Raw genomic sequence first — 16,563 nt, 5'->3', positions numbered from 1 at the left:
AAGGCCGGTAAAACCTGGCTTAGCCAATAATAATTTCTATGCAAAAAGCATTCCTGACTAGAAAGTCCCTCCTCCTCCCTCCCCCTGTCTGCCATCTGACGCCTAACAACCATTCTCCCTCCCCCCTCCGTCTTCCTCCCTCCTCCATTTTCCGTCTTCCGTCCTCCGTCTTCCGCCTTCCGTTATTATATGTTTGTTTTTGCTGGGGAGGAATAAATAGCTTTGTATAGAATTTCATAAGCTAGCGATTAGGAGGATTAGATATGAGATTTCGCGTTGTTTTACTGTTTATATTTCTATTAGTATTTTTTTACCCTAATGCCAATGATCTTGCTCTAGCTGCTGAAAAGCAGGAAAAGAAGGCGATCATTCTGGTAATGGACTACATTGATGTTGCCGATCTTTGCCAGGCCGATACCCCCAACTTGCACCGCCTGGTGACCAAAAGTGGTACTGCTCTTATCAATATTAGAACGAAGAGCAGGTTGCCCTCCAGTTCATACCTTTCCCTGGCCAGCGGTACCCGGGTAGGCAGCATCCCCAATAGTGAATTCTCTTTTAATAGCAGTGAAGAGGTAGGAGAATTGCCCAATATTTTTATTGATAGGAATTCTCCTCCTTCGGCAGGAAAACTTTATCAGCTCTTTACCGGTTTACTTGCGCCTCCGGAAGGTCTGGTTAATTTATATATAGAACCTCTGAAAAAATATGCCGGCAAGCATAATCCTTCTTTTACCCCCGGGCAATTAGCTGCTTTAGCGGAAGACTGCGGCCTCAAAACTGCCGCCCTGGGCAATGCAGATACTATAAATTCGAAGGATCGAAGTATAGTGCTCCTGGCCATGAATGAAGCCGGGCAGGTTTATGAAGGTGACGTCAGCGCCAACCTCCTGGAAAAAGATAAACTGAGCCTGGCCGGAGTCCGCAGCCAGCAACAGATTCTTCTTGATAAAATTGATGATTCTTTGCAAAAAGCCGATATAATATTTGTTGATTTGGGTGATAGCAGCCGGGTGGAAAAAAGCCGGCTAAACTGTGCTGATGAGGTACTGGTCCAACATCGTAAGCATGCCATAGAACGTAATGACGAACTATTGGGGCGACTGCTGCCCAGGCTGGACTTGCAAAAAACTATGCTGGTCATTCTGGTGCCCAATCCCCACAAGGATATGGTTCTGGCAGGTAATTTCGGTTTAACCGCGTTTATTATGTACCAGCCTGGAAATGAAGCGGGCCTTTTAACTTCTTCTACTACCCGGCGCAGTGGTCTGGTAAACAGTTCTGACTTTTTGCCCAGTATCCTGGCTTTTTTTAATCCTGAAAGCATATATCAGAACAGCAGCATGAAAGTTGTCCCGGCGACGGATAACAGCCTGGAGAAACTGGAAGGAGATCTGGGCTTTTTCGTACGATTGAGGGCGGCTAGATCTCCCCTGCACTATAGTTTTGTTGCCCTGGCTTTTCTCAGCATTATTGGGGTGGCTTGCCTGGCCTGTAATATAAGAACTAAGTGGAAGTCTTTTTGGCTCTTTTTATTTTATACCGGCCTCAGTATGCCTCTGGTTTTTATGTTTTTAAGCTATTCTTCCTATCCTTCGGTAAGTTGGAATATAATTATGGCATTGGCGGCTTCGATGCTCCTGGCCCTTCTCCTCCAGCTCATTTTCAGGTCTTCGGCTAATGCCCTCCTCTTTCTTACGGCGACAGTGGCTTTATTGACCCTGGTGGACGGCCTCCGGGGTTCTCCGCTGATGCTCTTGTCTCCTCTGGGTTCTGATGCAATAGCAGGAGGAAGGTTTTATGGTATAGGTAACGATTACATGGGAATATTAATCGCCTCTTCCGTAATTGCCCTCAGCCTGCTCTTAGCCAAATTGAGACTGAGCAATAAAGGCAGGGCGCTAATCGCGCTACCCTCTTTGTTGTTGCTGTCTTTTACCATAGGTCATCCTGCATATGGCGCCAATGTGGGCGGGCTTATCACCGCTCTGGTCACCACCGGCGTACTGGTGATATATTTGCTGGAACAACGATTGCACTTTAAACAATTGCTGATTATCGGAGGAATGGCGGTGCTGGGGGTATTGCTTACGGCTTTCCTTGACAGCTGGCTTAATCCCAATCCTTCCCATGCCGGAAAAACCATTAAACTTCTGATTAGCAATGACCCCGGCATCTTCCTTTCCATAATCCGCACTAAGCTGGGCATTCTGGGCAGCACCATCTATCATTCTGCTTGGAGTGTTGTTTTACTGCTGGGTATCATTGTGCTGGCCTCTATCTGGCACAAAAAACCTATAATGGCTTTGAAAGAAGCAAAACCTGAAGTACTACCGGTTAGCAATACCCTCCTTATTGCTGCGGCAACTGTCTTCCTGGTTAATGATACCGGAGTAATCGCGGCGGCACTTGTCTTCCTTTACCTCCTATCCTATCTGGGAATATTGCTGGCTGGAGAAGGGGGGGACACAGGGGGACAGTTCTCTTGTGCTCCAAGGAGCACAAGAGAACTGTCCCCCTGTGTCCCAGCGTCTCCCTCTGTCCCCAAAAAGATAATAATAGGGGGATTGATACTGGCCTGTGTTTTCGGCTGCGCCAAACCCGTGCAGGCTGCGGAGACGGAAAGGAAGCCGGAACCCGGGCGAGTTATCATCTACATGATTGATAAATTGAGTATAAATGATTTAAGTCCTAAAACTACTCCCTATCTCTGGAAATTGCAAGAGCAAGGGGGAATTGGCCTGTTGAACACGATTACCGGTGGGGAGCGTACCAGTAAAAACGGCTGCTGTACCATATCAGCGGGAAAACTGGCGGTGGGCAGCAGCAATGCTCATTTAAACTATGAAGCCGGGGAAGTCCTGGAGGAAGAACTGGCGGCGGATATTTTCGCGCGCAATACTGGCTTTGTTCCTGAAAAAGATGATATTTTGATTAGCAGCATTAACGTCATTGAGAAAAACAATAACCAGAGAAACCTGGGGCAGGCAGGTAGATTGGGAGACAGTATTCATGCTCTGGGTTTAAAGACTGCGGTTATCGGGAATTCTGACCGCCCGGGCTATCCCAACCGCCCAGGCTGCCTGCTATTGATGGATTCCCGGGGTATAGTTGACAACGGTGCCATTGGCCCCCAAATGTGCCGCCCGGGCGGCTTTAATGAAAGCCTGCTTCCCTTGCAAAGTGATTATGATAAAATGCATGAACAATTCTCGATTCTCCGCGATGATAATGATGTAATCCTAATGGAGTTCGGTGACCTGTCGCGCTTGGAATCCATGTATTCTTCCTTTTCCCCGGCTCGCTACCAGGAGGAGCGCAAAAATATCCTGCAGCGCATCGATGGCAGTATCAGCCAAATCCAGGGGGAACTGCCTCCCGGGGATAATTGTATTTATATTATAAGCCCCAGTCCCTCTAGAAACTCTTATATTCCCAGTGCTCTATTGACGCCCATAATAATAATAAAGCCCGGTTTTGAGGGGACTCTTACCAGCTATTCCACTCGTCGTACGGGAATAGTGTTGACCAGCAGCCTGCAGAATTCCATTCTTAACTGTCTGAATCCGGAGAGAAAAGAAAATATTTTTGCCACAGCTGCCAATGATAGTTTCCAGCAGCTTAAAAGACTAAATCACCGGGAAGTTTTTAATTATGTGTATCAACCTATTATTTTATCCTTATTCATCGGCTTGATCCTGCTTCTATTACTGCTGGCCTGCTGGCTCTCGCTTCGTTCCCCGGATAATCCCTTGCGGCTTCCTATTCTAGGCTTCATTCTATGCCTCCCCTGGTCTATGCTGTTAATCGGCCTGTTTACATTCACCCGGCCTCTGTATTTTTTTCTGCTCTTGCTCTTATTAAACCTCTTATTGACTATTGCCGGCTTCTTACTGGCTCGAATCTTGAGATTAAATCCCCTGTTTTTAATTATTTCTGGCACTATTATAACCATTGCCTGGGATCTGATAAGCAAGGGCAGCTTGATAGCCAATTCGGTCATGAGCTACCGGGTTATCAGCGGTGCGCGCTATTACGGGCTGGGTAATGAATATATGGGGGTTCTTATAGGAGCTACTATTGCCCTGGCTACCTTAATATTCAGCAAATCATTCACTTCCAAAAAACGCCTGGTATTAGCTTTTATTTTCGCCGCCATCATTTTCCTGATAGCCTATCCCTTGTTCGGTATTAATGTGGGAGGGGCCATTACTGCCAGTATCGGCCTGGGTTACAGCTACCTGGCATTTAACCAGGGCTATATCCGGATTAGCTGGAAAAAGATAATAGTCCTTCTGCTTCTGACGGCTCTGCTCTTGCTGCTTATGGCCCTCATTGACCTGAAGCAGCCGCTGGAAGTGCAATCTCACCTGGGGCACAGCATTGCGCTTATTATGAACGGAGGTTGGGTTGAGATTATAAATATCATTAGCCGTAAAGTACAAATGCAACTCAGGGTAATCAGCTATGGGGGTTGGGGATGGATTCTCCTGGCTGGCATGTTGGCCGTTGGCTTTTTGCTCTTCCGGCCCCGCCGCCGGATAAAGGCCTACAGTGAAAGACAACCGCTGATACTTCAGGGACTACGGGGAATACTGCTTTCATCCATGGTGGCAATTATCTTTAATGACTCGGGGATCACGTCCGCGGCCAGCATGTCTCTTTACTTCGCGGTTCTTTTCATCTATTCCCTCGGCCTGGAACCGGCCCAGAACGAGAAGCAGGCTTGAACTAACGGCGGTTTCAAAATATAATGGTATTTTAGGAACTTATGTAAGAAAAGTGAGGAGTGAGGAGTTTAAGTGATTTCCTACTACATCTTACTACTCAAGTGCCCAATAACTCACTTTTCAGTGGAATAAAATGTTATTATGCTAATTTATATGTTGGGAGATAGTACGGATGACTAAAAAGAAGAGAATACTGACTGGAGATAGGCCTACCGGCAGCTTGCACCTGGGGCATTATGTAGGGAGTTTGGCCAACCGGGTTAAACTGCAGGATGAATATGATAGCTATATTATTATAGCGGATGTACAGGCCTTAACCACCCATTGGGAAAAGGACGAGAACCTGAGCCGGGATGTTTTTCAAATTGCTACTGATTACCTGGCAGCAGGAATTAAACCCGAGGTATCGACCATCTTTATTCAGAGTATGATACCCGAAATCCATGAATTAACTATGTATTACTCCATGTTTACCACGGTTAATGTGCTGCGCCACAACCCTACAATAAAAACGGAAGCGGCACAGCATGGCCTCAGCGATATGACCTACGGTTTCCTGGGTTATCCGGTTAGCCAGGCAGCAGATATAACTATTTTCAAGGCAGATCTGGTACCGGTAGGCGAAGACCAGATTCCTCATATTGAATTAAGCCGCAAGATAGTGCGCCGTTTTAATGAACTCTATGAACCGGTTCTGGTTGAACCGCAGGTTCTGGTCGGGGATGTTCCTCGCCTGGTAGGGCTGGATGGGAAGGACAAGATGAGCAAGAGTCTCAATAACGCTATATTCCTGGCCGATAGTGCTGACGAGGTGAAGCAGAAGGTATGGAATGCTGTTACTGACCCGGCCCGGATCAGAAAGACCGACCTGGGGCATCCGGAAGTATGTACGGTCTATGCCTATCATCAGGTTTTTAATAAGGCGGAAATTGAGGAAGTGGAAGCTGACTGCCGCCAGGGCAGGATTGGCTGTGTGCAGTGCAAGAAAAATCTCACCGCTAAACTCAATGAATTACTGGAGCCCATGCGGGAAAGAAGACAATCTTATCTTGAGCAACCTGACCTGGTCAAGGATATCCTGCAGGAAGGAACCAAAAAAGCTCATGCTGTAGCCAAAGAAACTATGCTTGATGTCCGCTCTGCTATGAAAATAAACTACTTCGAGTGAGCCAAAGGACGAAACAGGAGCACAGGGAGATAATTATTAAGGGTTCAAGCGGATTGTGTCATGAAAAAGGCTTAACTATCGGAACTAAGCTGGTAGTTGAGCCTTATTGCCTTGTGCAAAAGAAGTCCTCGTGTGTCCTATTTAGGACAACCGCCTTTCATCTTCCCCATTTCAATGGGGAAGATGAAAGGCGCACCTGGGACAAAGGGATGGGACAAGGGGACAGGTCCCTTGTCTCATTTTGTGGCACTTACCAACCCCGATATAATAGACCAACTACCAGCATAAATAGCAGAATAGCGATTCCTATTAAATTATTCTTTAGTCTGGTCTGTTCAATCTTCTTTAATTCCTCAGGGTCATCAATACGAACCCTCTTTTTTTTAGTATCTCTATTTTCAGGCATTATGGCCCCCCTTTCACTATACTCTCTTATTCCTCGTAAATAACAATAAAATAGTGGTTTTCCGGGTATAACTAAGCTATATTTTTGATTTTAACGCTTGTGAAGATATTAATAAACCGGTAAAATCCTATTAAAGCAAGATAAGGAGTGATGGCTATTTGAAAGAAACCGTTAAATTCGGGCTGGATTTTATTAAACTTGAGAATCACTATCTCTTACCCCGTGTAACCTCTATCGTTCTAACCCAAAGCCTTTACGATATCTTGTTCCAATATGTGATTACTCCGGAAAAGGAAGAACGACTTAAGGAATTTATTGCTCTTCTGGAAGAACACATAAAGAGCAAATCCCAAACTCCATTCTCCATCCCGGCAGCAGAACTGGGATTTATCGGTGAAGGCCTGGAGGAGTTGAAGCTGCTTAATTGGATGGAATTTCCCGTGGCAGAATTCAGCATCAGGTTGGAAGAAGGTGCAGAAGATTCTCCGGAAGAAATGGAACAGGTTCTGGAACTCCTGGAGGAAATGCTGACCTTTAAACGTAAGGGAGACAGCAATTCCATATATGTTTATCCTGGCAAAATTGTAACTTAAAGAAGTGAGGAGTGAGGGGTAAGGGATGAGGGAAATTATTTCCTGCTAAATTTTACTGAGGCAAGAGGCCTACTCATTCACTTTTCATGGGTGGTTGTATTCCCGGGGCATGGTAATTAATACCACAATTAAAAAGGAGGAATAACAATATGGATTTAAAAGGATCTAAGACTGAACAAAACCTGTGGGCAGCTTTTGCGGGTGAATCCCAGGCCAGGAACAAGTATAGTTTCTTTGCCAGTCAAGCTGATAAAGAGGGCTTTAAACAGATAGCTGCCATCTTTCTGGAGACGGCTGATAATGAAAAGGAACATGCCAAACGCCTGTTTAAATTCTTAATGGGGGGAGCAGTTCCGGCTACAGCCGAAAACCTCTTAGCATCGGCTGAAGGCGAAAATGAAGAACATACCAGTATGTATCCTGAATTTGAAAAAATCGCCCGGGAAGAAGGTTTTAACGAAATTGCCGATGTATTCAAAGAAATTGCCGAAGTAGAAGAGGAACACGAAAAACGCTTCCGGAAACTGCTGGAGAATGTAAAGAATAATACGGTGTTTAAGAAAGATAAATCGGTTAAATGGAGATGCCGTAACTGCGGCTATGTACATGAAGGTACGGAAGCCCCGGATGAATGCCCGGCCTGTGCCCATCCGCAAAGTTATTATGAGGTAATGGCCGAAAACTACTAAATCAAAAGCTTATAGGTAGAGAGGGGCGGTTATTTTATGCTCCCTTAGGGAGTACAAAATAACCGCCCCTCTGTCCTCACTAGCGCTTAAAAACTGGGGAGGTCATGAACATATTTCATTCCTCCTCTTACTTATGGTAGTTCTGAATCTTCTGCCAGGAAAAATGTTAATAATTAATTCCAATATTTGTAATATCTATTATACTTGAGTGCTCTGAAGGAGGCAAGATGTAGGAACACAAATCATCCTCTTCTGTCTTTTTGCCCTCAGTAAGCCAGGAGGGCTTCGCGCAGTATCTTGGCTCCCAATATGGAGGTGTTGTCTCCGTGTTCACAGGGGGGGGATATTTCCACCAGATCAAAGCCCACAACATCCAATTCCCTTAATTCATGCAGCATTTGTAGTAAATCCCGGGAGGAAAATCCTCCCGCCTCCGGTGTTCCCGTACCGGGTGCGAAAGCGGGATCCAGGACATCAATATCCAGGCTTATGTATACTGACCGCTGACCAATCTTTTCTTTTACATCCTTCAGTGCCGTTAAAAATTGGTCTAAATAAAGCTGGCTGTGCTGCCGGGCATAATCCAACTCTTCCCGGGTGGCAGAGCGTATACCCAGCTGAAACAGCTTCTTCGTTCCAATAATTTCTACCACCCGCCTCATAACGCTGGCATGGGAGAGTTTCTCTCCCAGATAATCAGCTCGGAGATCGGCGTGGGCATCCATCTGTATTACGACCATATCCGGATAAAAGTCATGATAAACCTTTATAAGCGGAAGAGAAACCAGGTGTTCTCCTCCTATGGAGAAAAGCTTTTTCTCATGCTCCAAAAAATAGCGGGCGGTTGCTTCAATATTCTTCAGGCTTTGAGGTACATTACCAAAAGGTATTACTACATCCCCAGCATCATAAAAATCGATTTCTTCCAGGGATTTGTTCAGGTAAACGCTGTATTCCTCCACCGCTTCGGAAACTTCCCGGATGCGATAGGGAGCCAGGCGGGTTCCCGGGCGAAAACTGGTAGTGGAATCCAGGGGGAGCCCTAAAAGCACCCGATCGCAAGCCCCTAAATCCCGGGAACTTCCCATGAAAAAGGCTTTTTGCTCCAGAAGATCAGCAATTTCAGATAACAAGGCTATACCTCCGTTTCTATACAGCAACATATCCACTTTTCATCGGTGGTTGTGGCCCCCTCCCCGGCCTTGGAAAAGTGAGGAGTTCACTGGGACAAGGGACCTATCCGACCTGTCCCCTTATCCCAAGAATCGTTCCTCAGTGCTATTCTATTATCCTGCTTACAAAGGCCGGGAGCTGAAATGCCGCCTGGTGAATCTCCGGTGTGTAATATTTGCATCCCTGGCTGTAGGAGCAGGAAGGCAGCTGGGGATCATATAATTTGGAACCTACCGTAAAGCTCCACAAGCCACTGGGATAGGTGGGGATATTGGCTAGATATAACTTGGTCAGGGGAAATACCTGGTTTATACCGCCAAATGCCATTTTAATAACATTCTGGTTATAAAATGGAGATTCGCTCTGCACTACGAGCATTCCATCATCTTTCAGGGCATCATATACACTCTGGTAAAATTCGCGGGAGAATAATTGAATTGCTGGGCCTACCGGCTCGGTAGAGTCAACAATAATTAAATCAAAGCTCTGATGCTGCTGTTTAACATATTCTATGCCGTCAGCAATCAGGACTTCTGCTTTAGGTTCGCTGAAGGCACAGGCTAAATCCGGGAAGAAATCCTTGGAGGCAATTACCACCCGTTCATCAATCTCCACCAGGGTAGCCTGGCTTACGGCAGGATGCTTCACAACTTCGCGCAATGTTCCTCCATCGCCACCTCCGATAATTAGGACTTTCTCCGGATTGCGGTGGGAGTTAAGGGCTACCAGGGTAATCATTTCGTGGTAAACGAATTCATCCTGTTCCGTGGTCTGAACCATTCCGTCCAACAGCAGCATTTTGCCGAATTGCTCGGTTTCCACTACGGAAAGCTCCTGAAATTCCGTTTTCTCATAACGCAAGGTCTCTTTAACCTTGCAGGAAAAGCCTAAAGACGGGGTTTGATATTCGGTAACCCAGAGATCCAAGCCAACTCCTCCTCACTTCTTTTAATACCATAAGGGCACTGCGGCGAAAGCGCAGCCGATTTTCTCCACCAGGTGTTCAGTAGCGGCGATTTTTATTTCATCCAGTTCCAGGCCTCTTACCCGAAAGGCTTCCCGGCACATTTTTACAACCATTTCTTCAGCTTCGGCTTTACTGCAATATCCTTCATATTCCATTATTACTCCAAAGCTGTCTTTTTTTATTCCTACTGCCACCGCGGCAGCAATTCGGGCTCCGGGCTCGCAGCTGGTAATGGTTCCATAGGCAATGGGCAGTAATGAACCAGGTGGTATGATAAGGCCAGGTTCATATTCACAACCTGGGGGAAGAATGCTGCTAACTCTTAGCAGGTTAGTATTACCCACTCCGGCTTCTAATAAGGCTCTATCAAAAGCAGTAAGTTCGGTTTCTCCTTCACAGGAGGCAGCGGTTAGAAAGTATTTTTTGGGTAATGGTAGCACAATGAACACCTCCAGTCTTATTTGGGCAACAGATTCATTATATATAAATCGTTGAAAAAGTAAACATGGTTTTTGCAATAGAGTCAAACAGAGAAAAAGGGGACAGTTCTTTTCTGCTCCAGGGAGCACAAAATAAACGTCCCCTTGTGTCCCTGTCTTTATTCTTCCTTGATGAAATCAAGAAAACTTTCCACCGCTTTACGGCGGGATTTTTGGCGGGGGTAAATTATGTAAAAGAAACGGGTAGCTCCGGGGTCATCTATTTTTAAGCTGCGAATTCGGCGGTGCGGATCCGCCTTCTTGATGGCCCAGTTGGACACAATAGAAATACCCATGCCTGACTCTACTGAAGCTAGCACGGCTTCGGTACTTCCTGCTTCCATGCCGACATGTAAATCTTCTTTTTTTATGCCGTGGTTATTGAGCAATTCTTCAGCAGCTTTGCGGGTGCCTGAACCCTTTTCCCGGAATATCCATTTCTCATGCAGTAATTCTTCTATTCTGACTTCATCTCGCCCCATCAAGTGATGATTTTCCGGTACGATGAGGAGAAGTTCATCCTGCAGCCACTGGAAACCTTCCACCTTGCGGTTGGATAGCCAACCACCGACTAAACCTATATCTAGTTCCCGTTCAGCCACTTTTTTAAATATTTTTTCCGTATCGCCAATGTCGAGACTAATATTTATATAAGGGAAGCTGTCTGAGAACTTCTTGATATAATCCGGCAATATATACTGTCCGGGAATGGTACTGGCTCCCAAATAAAGAATGCCTTTTTTGCTTTCCACTACGGTCTCCATGATATTATCTGTTTTTTCCAGGAGTTTTATTATTTCCCGCGCGTATTGATAGAGGGTTTCGCCTGCTTCAGTCGGTTTCAGGCGTCGTCCGGCTCTTTCCAGAAGAAGAACTCCGTAATAATCTTCCAGCGATTGAATCTGCTTGGTCACTGCAGGTTGCGAAAGCCCGAACTCTTCAGCGGTTTTTGACAAATTTTTAGTCTCTACTACTCGTACATAGGTCTTAAATAGATTCAGGTTCATTCAAATCACACCATTCTATAATATTTGTCAAACAGGCTTTAAACTCATGTTTAGTACACCAGAAATTATCAACGAAGAAATCCTTCTAATATTGTATCAATAGCTTCTTGCTCGCTCAAACCCAACGACATAAGCTTTATCAACTGCTCGCCGGCTATTTTACCAATGGCTGCCTCGTGGGTAAGTACAGCGTTGGCATCTTCGGCTTCCAACTGGGGTATAGATCTGATCTGGGCTTTATCCATAAGAATGGCATCACATTCAACATGACCGGTACACTCGTTTTTACCAACCAGAGCGGCTTTAAAGAGCTGGTAAGAATCGTCCTGGGCCACCGAGCGGGATAGAATCTGGGCGGCTGCTCCTTGGCCTTCAATTTCAACCCGGATATCTGATTCGGCTTTCTGCTGGCCATGAGTTAATAGTCTTTCTACCACTTTTAGATTTCCCTTCTCCTGTACATACGCAATAGTGGAACGGATGGTATCATCCACGCCTTTTATTTGCACCATTTCCATCTCTATGCTTCCACCATCTTCCACCCGTACAACGGTGGTGGGATTCAAAATCCTTTTTCCTTCTCCCCTGCCCTCACCATAGTGTTTTTCCAGGTATTTTACATGAGCCCGCGGTCCCACGATTATCTCATGGATACCATTATGGCTTGAGTCGCTGTGGCTATCATTGTGAATCCCACAACCGGCAATAATGGTAACCTCAGCATCCTCAGCGATTTTAAAGGTATTGTAAACCCGGTCGTGGAAGCCGGAATTGGTAAGTATCACCGGAACATGAACGGTCTCCCCTTTGGTTCCTGCTTTTACCTCTACCATTAGCCCCTTATTTTCCGGATTGGTAGTAATAATAATGTTGGGAGAAGAATGCCGGAAAATGGCTTCCCCATTACGCCTGATGTTTACCGCTCCGCTGGGAATGCCTTTAATATCCGCTACTGTCTGCAATAAATCCATATCCAACTGCTCAAATTTCATATACCATTTCTCCTCTGCACTGCTCTTTCATTTTGCATTCAACTTCATGACGAATTAAAGGCCAGATCTCATCCGGGGTTCCTCTATCCTTGATTTGCCCTTCTTCTACCAATATTATTTCGTCAACGATATGCAGGACATTTTCATTATGGGTGATAATTACAGCCGTTTCGCCTTGCTTATTCCTGAATTTGCTCATTATTATGGCAATAAGTTTTTGTATGGTCCACAGGTCAACCCCGGCTTCCGGTTCATCAAAAATGCTGATTTTTGCATCTCTTGCCAGCAACTGAGCGATTTCAATCCGTTTGATTTCTCCCCCGCTCAAGCCCGGGCCGATATCCCGGTCAAGATAATCTTCGGGGCAAAGGCCTACATCACGCAGGCTGGTTCTGAGGTTCATGCCATCCAAACCGGGGCGGGCTATCTGCAACAGGTCGCTAACGGTCAACCCCTTAAAACGGGGAGGCTGTTGAAAGGCATAGGCGATGCCTTTGCGAGCGCGCTCGCTGACGCTCAAATCATTGATGTTTTCCCCGTCAAGATAAATATTCCCACTGCTTTGCTTATAAATGCCCATAATTATTTTGGCAATAGAGGTTTTTCCTCCGCCATTGGGACCGGTAATGGCATAAAGGCGATTGGGGTGGAATTCCAGGTCTATTCCCCGGATTATTTCTTTGTTGGCGCCATTCTGTCCGTTGACTGCGAGGCTTATATTCTCTAATTTCAGCATCGCCACAACCTCCTTAAATAAATCTCATTAGATGCTTGTATAAATATACCGCTCGCGGGTCTATTATTAATTATTTATTATCCTCAATAGCCGGCAGAGCAGCTAAAAATGCTGCAACCATCTGGCCCACTGCCTCCGGATAATAGTTGTCAATCTGCCCTCGGTCCGCACAATAAGACAGAGCTGCATCCCAGGGAATGGAGCCCAGATAATTTACCTGCTTCTCTTCACACCATTGCCTTATCCCGCCTCCGCTGAAAAGCTCCACCTCATGCTGGCAGTGGGGGCAAATACCTGAAGTCAGGTTCTCTACCACACCCAGTACGGGAACCTCATGTTTATTTAGCATGTGCAAGGCTTTCCTAACTATAGTAAAAGCTAAATCCTGGGGAGTGCTGACCACCACTGCGGCATCCAGCTCTATACTCTGCAGAACGGTTATGGCTATATCCCCGGTACCTGGAGGCATGTCCAATATTAGAAAATCCAATGTTCCCCAGTCCACCTGGCTGTAGAACTCTTTGACTGCCCCGCCGATTCTGGGCCCCCGCCAGATAACCGGTAGTTCCTCATCGGCCAGGAAAAGATTTAATGACATTATTTTAAGGCCTTTTCGGCTACGGCGAGGAATTATGCCATAATCATTCTTCCCCATCGACCCTCCACTAACACCGAATACCCGTGGAATGCTGGGACCGGTAATGTCTGCATCCAAGAGCCCAACTTTATAACCATGAGCCAATAAAGCAGAAGCCAGCAAACTGCTGACAGTGGACTTTCCCACTCCGCCTTTACCGCTTATAACGGCTATTACTCGTTTGATGTCATTGCGCTGCCCGATCTGTGAGGAAGACCCGGCATCACTATTATCCTCCGTAGTTGTTTCTGCCGTTGCCGTCTCCGTTATTGGCCCTTCTTCCTTTTTAGGTTTTGATTCCTCTTTCTTTTTCTTGAAGATTTTGAGCATCCTTGTCCCCTTCTTGTTCAATATTCCGATTAGTTTCCTAAATACTCGGATAATAATAACATTATTATTTGTTATAATACCATATTTAAAGCATCGGAAGAAACTACGAAGCAGTTTCAACACAGCACTGCAACAAGGCGGAGTATCAGAACCCACCGCCTGTTTTGTAAATAGGAACTTTGGCCGCTTAGCGGGGAATATATTTCACCTCGTTATAATTTATCCAGACAAAATTGTCTTAATTACCCGGATAAATTACAAGGGACGGTTCTGCTAATATATATCAGTAGAAGCGTCCCTGTGGTATATCTATCCAATAACTTAACAACTTAAGTGCCTGGCACCATTATTTCAATCTCAACTGAATTAGCCATTTTTCTTCCCAATGCTATCTGCGTGTTCGCTATCTGTAACACCAGCGGTCCTTTGAAGGGGTGCCTGGATACCAGCTTGACTCTGGCTCCGGGTACCAGCCCCATTTCGAAAAGCCTTCGCCCCGCTTGCAGGCCTCGATTCAACTTAAGTATTCGGGCACTCTGTCCTGGTTTCATATCATTAATAGTCATGGCTGTCACTCCTTCCATTTATTCATTCAAATAAGCATTGTGTCATAGGGATGTGGGTGCAATTTGCTAAAGAACTACGGCCCTTTTGGCGTTTTCCAATTACAGTATCAAATTGAGCAGTATTCCTACGGAACAGGAGGTTAAAAACCCCAAACCCAGTATTTTAGTTAGCCCACCCCAGCCTATCTCCCGAACGGTCATAACCATAGCCGGCAGGCAAGGGAGGGAAAGGGCAATCATGCTGATGGCAATAGTGGCCTCCCTCGGCGTAAGTTCCAGGTTGAGCAGGACCAGAGGGGCCAGGTAACGCTGAAATATTGTTACCAGAACCGCTATGAAAGCCTCCGCCGGGATACCGAAGAGGAAACGAGTAAAAGCCTCCATAGTACGGAAAATTTCCAAAAAACCGGATTCCAGCAAGGCTCGTACCGCAATGCTCATAATCAAAAGCAGGGGCAGCACTTCGGTAAAAAAGCCGGAGAAACGCATTTTTATCTTTTTCCCCACATTGCTCCAGAGGGGAATCCGCAGAGGAGGAAGTTCATAGATAAAAGCGTCCTCACGCGGCATCAGGCGGCTTAAGATAAATCCCATCAGCATCAAAACCACAAACATAGTTCCTACTATTACCGGCAATGAAGCCTGAAAGGCAGCAATTACTGAAGCCAGTATCCCCAGAGTAGCGGCACAGGGGACTACTATACTCAAAAGTGTTACTACAATAAAGCGCTGGGAAGCGGTGGGCATTATCCTGCTGGCCATAATAGCCGGGGTCCGGCAGCCAAACCCTAATGATAAAGGGATTATAGCCTCACCAGAAATGCCGAAAAAGCTTCCTGCTCTTTCCAGAGCCACCGAGTAACGGGGTAATAATCCGCTATCTTCCAACAGGGACATAATACAAGCTACCATCAACATAGCTGGCATTATTATGGAAAAGGGGATAATCAAACCCTCAGGGACAGCTTTAGATAAAATCGTATTTATGATTCCTGGAGGCAGGATATTGCTCAAAAAGCTTTCAATGCTCTGGTTTAACGGTTCCAATAATGCCGTAATGGGGCCTTCGCTTATAGCTACAAATTTTAATAGAAGAACAAAGGCCAGATAAGCCAGTAATAGTAGAACGAGAGTTCCTAATGGAGAGCTATCGAAAAATGTCTGCGTTTTTTCCAGCAGAATTTTTTGTCTCTCTCCCAGGCTGCTACTAACCATATTTGCTGTTGTTCGTGCCTTTTCCACCCGTCCCCAATCGGCATAACTCATACAGGTACCGGTGGGAATGGAACAGAGACCGCAATGGCCGTTGCACTGCCCCGTTCTTAGCTCGTTAAGTGAGCATTCCTGGGGCGGTTTATTTTCTCGGGTTATGTTTTCTTTATTTCTCTGGCCTTCTTCTTTTATAGCTTTATCTTTCTTTTCCAGGGAGGGGCTCTCCATAATTTCCCACACCTCTTGCAAGCCTTCGCCAGTAGTAGCGGAAAAAGGAATCACCGGTATTTTTAATAGTTCGCTCAAAAGTTTTCCGTTTATCCTGATTCCCAGCGCGCGGGCCCGGTCAATCTGGTTAAGCAACAACAAAACCGGGAGACCCAAATCCATCAACTCATAGCTCAGTACCAGATTTCTCTCCAGGTTACTGGCATCAACAATATTCAGGATAAGATCAACTTCTTCCCTCGCGAATAAATCACGAATAGCCTTCTGTTCTTCTCCTTCGGAAAAAATAGAATAAATGCCCGGAGTATCATATATTGTTATCTCTTTTTTCCCTATCTTGACTGGATTGGCGGATATTGTGGTAGAGGTCCCGGGATAATTGGAAACCAATATATTGCTACCGCTTAAACGGTTAAGAAACGCACTCTTGCCTACATTGGGATTGCCAATTATTACTATAACCATTTCTATCATCCCCCCTGGCAGTGATATTGATAATCTTTCTTAGTACTCATGCACAGTGGATACAATTACTGAAAAAATAGGGGTATTAACCGAATATTGATATCCAATTAGTACTAAAATAGAACTACCCCTGTTTTCATCGTGTTGTGTCCACCTGCGTGGGTGGTTATGCAGAAAAGTGAGGA

The 16,563-nt window shown here is 45.7% G+C and carries 14 protein-coding genes; 4 read left to right on the top strand and 10 right to left on the bottom strand.

Annotated elements, in window-relative coordinates:
* Positions 1-263: 263 nt before the first annotated feature.
* The gene (locus SWOL_RS03405; protein ID WP_011640105.1) at positions 264-4,730 is read left to right on the top strand and encodes a hypothetical protein; all 4,467 of its coding nucleotides are present in this window, start codon (positions 264-266) and stop codon (positions 4,728-4,730) included.
* Between the two features lie 172 nt (positions 4,731-4,902).
* Positions 4,903-5,898, top strand: a complete 996-nt coding sequence (gene trpS / locus SWOL_RS03400) for a tryptophan--tRNA ligase (protein WP_011640104.1) — start codon at positions 4,903-4,905, stop codon at positions 5,896-5,898.
* 250 nt (positions 5,899-6,148) lie between these two features.
* Here the strand turns inward: trpS and SWOL_RS14205 are convergent, their stop codons facing one another.
* On the bottom strand, positions 6,149-6,304 hold the full coding sequence (locus SWOL_RS14205) for a hypothetical protein (RefSeq protein WP_155814119.1): 156 nt from the start codon (positions 6,302-6,304) through the stop codon (positions 6,149-6,151).
* 158 nt (positions 6,305-6,462) lie between these two features.
* Between SWOL_RS14205 and SWOL_RS03395 the strand changes: the two genes are divergently transcribed.
* A complete protein-coding gene (locus tag SWOL_RS03395) occupies positions 6,463-6,897 on the top strand; it encodes a hypothetical protein (protein WP_011640103.1) in 435 nt (144 codons plus the stop codon).
* A 149-nt stretch (positions 6,898-7,046) separates the two neighbouring features.
* On the top strand, positions 7,047-7,586 hold the full coding sequence (gene rbr / locus SWOL_RS03390) for a rubrerythrin (RefSeq protein WP_011640102.1): 540 nt from the start codon (positions 7,047-7,049) through the stop codon (positions 7,584-7,586).
* A 266-nt stretch (positions 7,587-7,852) separates the two neighbouring features.
* On the opposite strand, the gene speB is transcribed toward rbr, so the two are convergent.
* From speB to SWOL_RS03345, 9 genes are all read right to left on the bottom strand, one after another.
* Positions 7,853-8,719: an agmatinase gene (gene speB / locus SWOL_RS03385; RefSeq protein ID WP_011640101.1), complete on the bottom strand. Its 867-nt coding sequence runs from the start codon at positions 8,717-8,719 to the stop codon at positions 7,853-7,855.
* A 145-nt stretch (positions 8,720-8,864) separates the two neighbouring features.
* A complete protein-coding gene (gene speE, locus SWOL_RS03380) occupies positions 8,865-9,686 on the bottom strand; it encodes a polyamine aminopropyltransferase (RefSeq protein WP_011640100.1) in 822 nt (273 codons plus the stop codon).
* 21 nt (positions 9,687-9,707) lie between these two features.
* A complete protein-coding gene (locus tag SWOL_RS03375) occupies positions 9,708-10,166 on the bottom strand; it encodes a pyruvoyl-dependent arginine decarboxylase (protein ID WP_011640099.1) in 459 nt (152 codons plus the stop codon).
* Between the two features lie 158 nt (positions 10,167-10,324).
* Positions 10,325-11,212 (bottom strand): selenium metabolism-associated LysR family transcriptional regulator, encoded by an 888-nt coding sequence (locus SWOL_RS03370; protein ID WP_011640098.1) that lies wholly within the window; start codon positions 11,210-11,212, stop codon positions 10,325-10,327.
* A gap of 68 nt (positions 11,213-11,280) precedes the next feature.
* A complete protein-coding gene (locus SWOL_RS03365) occupies positions 11,281-12,204 on the bottom strand; it encodes a SufB/SufD family protein (RefSeq protein ID WP_011640097.1) in 924 nt (307 codons plus the stop codon).
* Positions 12,194-12,940: an ABC transporter ATP-binding protein gene (locus tag SWOL_RS03360; protein ID WP_011640096.1), complete on the bottom strand. Its 747-nt coding sequence runs from the start codon at positions 12,938-12,940 to the stop codon at positions 12,194-12,196. Before SWOL_RS03360 ends, SWOL_RS03365 begins: the two co-directional genes overlap by 11 nt.
* Before the next feature lie 70 nt (positions 12,941-13,010).
* Positions 13,011-13,907, bottom strand: a complete 897-nt coding sequence (locus tag SWOL_RS03355) for an Mrp/NBP35 family ATP-binding protein (RefSeq protein ID WP_011640095.1) — start codon at positions 13,905-13,907, stop codon at positions 13,011-13,013.
* Between the two features lie 329 nt (positions 13,908-14,236).
* The gene (locus SWOL_RS03350; RefSeq protein ID WP_041427346.1) at positions 14,237-14,473 is read right to left on the bottom strand and encodes a FeoA family protein; all 237 of its coding nucleotides are present in this window, start codon (positions 14,471-14,473) and stop codon (positions 14,237-14,239) included.
* 99 nt (positions 14,474-14,572) lie between these two features.
* The gene (locus SWOL_RS03345) at positions 14,573-16,378 is read right to left on the bottom strand and encodes a FeoB small GTPase domain-containing protein (RefSeq protein WP_011640093.1); all 1,806 of its coding nucleotides are present in this window, start codon (positions 16,376-16,378) and stop codon (positions 14,573-14,575) included.
* Between the last annotated feature and the right edge of the window lie 185 nt (positions 16,379-16,563).

The sequence above is a fragment of the Syntrophomonas wolfei subsp. wolfei str. Goettingen G311 genome, assembly GCF_000014725.1.
Lineage (GTDB): Bacteria > Bacillota > Syntrophomonadia > Syntrophomonadales > Syntrophomonadaceae > Syntrophomonas > Syntrophomonas wolfei.
Note: the sequence above shows the minus strand (reverse complement) of the source record. Positions and strands in the feature narration are given on the sequence as shown.

Excerpts from the sequence above, each read along its gene's own strand:
- SWOL_RS03405 (WP_011640105.1), top strand. The coding sequence starts at position 264 with ATGAGATTTCGCGTTGTTTTACTGTTTATATTTCTATTAGTATTTTTT.
- trpS (WP_011640104.1), top strand. The coding sequence starts at position 4,903 with ATGACTAAAAAGAAGAGAATACTGACTGGAGATAGGCCTACCGGCAGC.
- SWOL_RS14205 (WP_155814119.1), bottom strand. The coding sequence starts at position 6,304 with ATGCCTGAAAATAGAGATACTAAAAAAAAGAGGGTTCGTATTGATGAC.
- rbr (WP_011640102.1), top strand. The coding sequence starts at position 7,047 with ATGGATTTAAAAGGATCTAAGACTGAACAAAACCTGTGGGCAGCTTTT.
- SWOL_RS03370 (WP_011640098.1), bottom strand. The coding sequence starts at position 11,212 with ATGAACCTGAATCTATTTAAGACCTATGTACGAGTAGTAGAGACTAAA.
- SWOL_RS03365 (WP_011640097.1), bottom strand. The coding sequence starts at position 12,204 with ATGAAATTTGAGCAGTTGGATATGGATTTATTGCAGACAGTAGCGGAT.
- SWOL_RS03360 (WP_011640096.1), bottom strand. The coding sequence starts at position 12,940 with ATGCTGAAATTAGAGAATATAAGCCTCGCAGTCAACGGACAGAATGGC.
- SWOL_RS03355 (WP_011640095.1), bottom strand. The coding sequence starts at position 13,907 with ATGCTCAAAATCTTCAAGAAAAAGAAAGAGGAATCAAAACCTAAAAAG.
- SWOL_RS03350 (WP_041427346.1), bottom strand. The coding sequence starts at position 14,473 with ATGACTATTAATGATATGAAACCAGGACAGAGTGCCCGAATACTTAAG.
- SWOL_RS03345 (WP_011640093.1), bottom strand. The coding sequence starts at position 16,378 with ATGGTTATAGTAATAATTGGCAATCCCAATGTAGGCAAGAGTGCGTTT.